5 protein-coding genes are annotated in these 2,952 nt (G+C 38.7%); 1 reads left to right on the forward strand and 4 read right to left on the reverse strand.

Going from position 1 to position 2,952, the window contains the following annotated elements; all coding sequences use genetic code 11:
- Positions 1-93: 93 nt before the first annotated feature.
- The 4 genes from AB4623_RS23355 to AB4623_RS23370 form a co-directional block, all read right to left on the reverse strand.
- Positions 94-750 (reverse strand): hypothetical protein, encoded by a 657-nt coding sequence (locus AB4623_RS23355; RefSeq protein WP_372147453.1) that lies wholly within the window; start codon positions 748-750, stop codon positions 94-96.
- A 127-nt stretch (positions 751-877) separates the two neighbouring features.
- Entirely contained in the window at positions 878-1,249 is a 372-nt protein-coding gene (locus tag AB4623_RS23360) for a hypothetical protein (protein WP_372147454.1), read from the reverse strand.
- A gap of 14 nt (positions 1,250-1,263) precedes the next feature.
- Complete coding sequence (locus AB4623_RS23365; protein WP_372147455.1) at positions 1,264-1,395, reverse strand: hypothetical protein; 132 nt, start codon at positions 1,393-1,395, stop codon at positions 1,264-1,266.
- Positions 1,396-1,543: 148 nt separating this feature from the next.
- Entirely contained in the window at positions 1,544-2,107 is a 564-nt protein-coding gene (locus AB4623_RS23370; RefSeq protein ID WP_372147457.1) for a hypothetical protein, read from the reverse strand.
- Positions 2,108-2,197: 90 nt separating this feature from the next.
- Here AB4623_RS23370 and AB4623_RS23375 point away from each other — a divergent pair.
- The coding region (locus AB4623_RS23375) for an IS110 family transposase (RefSeq protein ID WP_372147459.1) at positions 2,198-2,952 on the forward strand (755 nt) is incomplete at its 3' end.

Raw genomic sequence — 2,952 nt, forward strand, 5'->3', positions numbered from 1 at the left:
AGATGGTTGTGACTCTTAACTCTATGCTGAGAGATGGCGCCATGTGGGATGAAAACACTGCCAAAAATTAATCATTGACGCCATAGTCGTTTGTTAGTTTGCGTCGTAGAATTGCCCAACATACTCTACGAATTCAGATAGATTTAAATCTAGAATATCCCAGTCTCTATCATCTACTTTTATATCATTAAGAGATGCTATTTGCCTTAGTGAATTAGTTAAACTGACCCAAATTAATGCATGACGATGTGACACTTGAAAAGCAACTGGGACTAATTGTTCAAAGGTTGGGAGTACTTCATGAGCTGATTGTACAAGACAAATTGCTTTTGGAGCTTTTAACCTCTTAAAACTAGCGTCATTTTTAAAGCGCGATAGGTTTACCAAATGCTCGTTTATCGGTTTGCAATTTATAATATGCTTACTCCAATGAAATACAATACTAAAATCAGTACGATCATGGAAAAAGGCCTCAAACATAAAAGATATAGGGTAACCAAGTTGGTCTTTTAAATCTTCTCTTTTTCTATATTCAGGAATTAAAACAACAAGCACGTAAAATAGTAAACTTACAATATAACCAATGCATAGGTTAAAAATAATTGTATTACCATATTTGAATTGTTCAAAGAAATCACCAACAAGAGTCCCTGATAAAAATGAAACGGTATGTTCATCAGATGACTTTAATAATAAAATTGTAGTAACAACTAGAAGCCACCATATTAATTTACTTTCAACGAATTTCAAAATATCTCCTAGCAAACTAACGCCTTACTAAGCGGCGCGAAATAGATGGCTAAAATGTGCGAGGAACGAGCGATAGCCAACTGTTTCGCGTCCGTTTAAGTAACTTGTTATAGCGCAATATACTTGATTAAATAGAGTCAAAAACATAATCGATATAATCGGAAAACTTTAATTTCTGGTAGCAATCAGGATCTTCATAATGGTCTTGAGCGAAGCTATTTAAGTCCATTATATTGACCAAGTTAGCACCATCGGTTTTACGTTTAAGAACACCATCTAGTTTAGCTGGATGCAGTAAATAATATTCAGCTAACAAAGTATCCATGTGCATCTCTGCCTTTATTACTTTCCCAGCGGCTAATTCTATATAATCGTATGTATAATAATCTTCATTCTTTAATATGGCATCATATTGCATTGATACAGACAATAATTCATCTTGTGCTGATTTTATACTTTCTTCCATGTGGCTATATTCGTCGAATGATTGTTCTGTCATGTTTAATTCTCAATTTATACTTTGTAAAATTTAATGATATTTCCGTAGCCTAGAAGATCTTCGGCTTGTTGCCTTGCATCACTTTCGGTGTAAGCAGAGACATGAACCGTTTTTCCATTTTGATCAATTGCAACATATGTATTCATAGGGTTTCCATAAAGATATTTGATCCGCCAATCGTTGGTATGAGCCAATGCGCTATAACGCCTTGCTAACGGGCGATAACGCAATACCACCCGACTTAAAATTTGTGCCCTAAACACCGAAGCTGATTTGTATGAAAGTGGCCAAGCGTTAGGAGTCCCTGTTAAGCGATTTGTTAGCAATTTTTTGCCACGCTGATTGATGATATATCCAAGCAACCCATTTGTATGGGTCAGCATGCCCCATAATAAATAGGAACCCTTTCTTATCTGACAACTCCTTTGAAATCGGGCTAGAGTTAATGATGCGATGCAAGTATTCAAGCTCTACTTTCTCAGACTCTTCGCAAGGCGGATAAGACACTACTACTTTGAGCTGGCTATTGATTAATAGGAGGTGAGATACCTCTTGAAACAACCCACTCTTAAAATTATTTTCATGCTCAAATGCTATACTTATGTTTGTCAAATAACATTGATTTGGGAAATCATCTATAAAGTCAGTTTGGTCATAAAAGACTGAATCTAAGTAGTAGTAGTCTGCATTGTAGCAGTACAATCCAAGCCTTTTTGCTATATCCATCACAACGGAATTTTCAGAATGGATGATAAAGTTCGTATAGGCCTTATTGTTACACCAATTCTGATTTACTTCATCATCTCTCTCTTCAACGACACTGCACCAATGTTCAAAAAAATCTTCTGCTAACGTCATGACCTCTCCTAAATTGCTAACGAATGACATGGATTCCCCCTACCGAGGATCTGCCACACTTATGTGGTACTTAAATGCATCGGAGGCACCATGTCTGATTATTCTTATTTCTGCGGTATCGACCTAGCTAAAAACCACTTTAGTCTTCATGCCGTAGACCAAAATGGTAAGGTCATACTTCATAAGTCAGTAACTCGCTCTAAACTACTGACTACAATAGCAAATATGCCACTCATGCGTATAGGCGTTGAAGCGTGTGGTGGTGCACATTATTGGGCAAGAACACTCAATAAACTGGGTCATGACGCCCGCATCATGGCCGTTAAATACGTGGTTCCTTATCGAACTAAAGGGAAGAACGACCTTAATGATGCAGTAGCTATCTGCGAAGCTGTTCAGCGACCATCCACTCGCTTTGTGCCCGTAAAATCACCAGAGCAACAAGCCATCCTATCGGTACATAGAATGAGAGAGCATTGGGTTCGTGAACGCACCGCGCTTATGAATCGCATGCGCGCCCTACTCTCTGAGTTCGGGTTAATCATTCCTGTTGGCCGCTCTTCATTAATGAAACACGTTCCCTTAATGCTTGAAGATGCAGAAAATGAACTGCCACATCTCGCAAGAACGGTGATTGCCGATGCTTATCACCACCTTGGAGAGTTGAATCAACGTATCGCCGATACTGAACAAGTCTTCGAGTCTTTTGCTAAGGTCAGCGCTAATGTTCAACGAGTGATGAAGGTTCGTGGCATTGGACCGCAAACCGCTACTGCGATACTTGCTTCGATAGGCAATGGTTCTCAATTTGATAAAAGCCGTGATTTCTCTGCTTGGCTAGGACT

Source organism: Vibrio sp. 10N.222.52.C12, from assembly GCF_041474215.1.
Lineage (GTDB): Bacteria > Pseudomonadota > Gammaproteobacteria > Enterobacterales > Vibrionaceae > Vibrio > Vibrio crassostreae_C.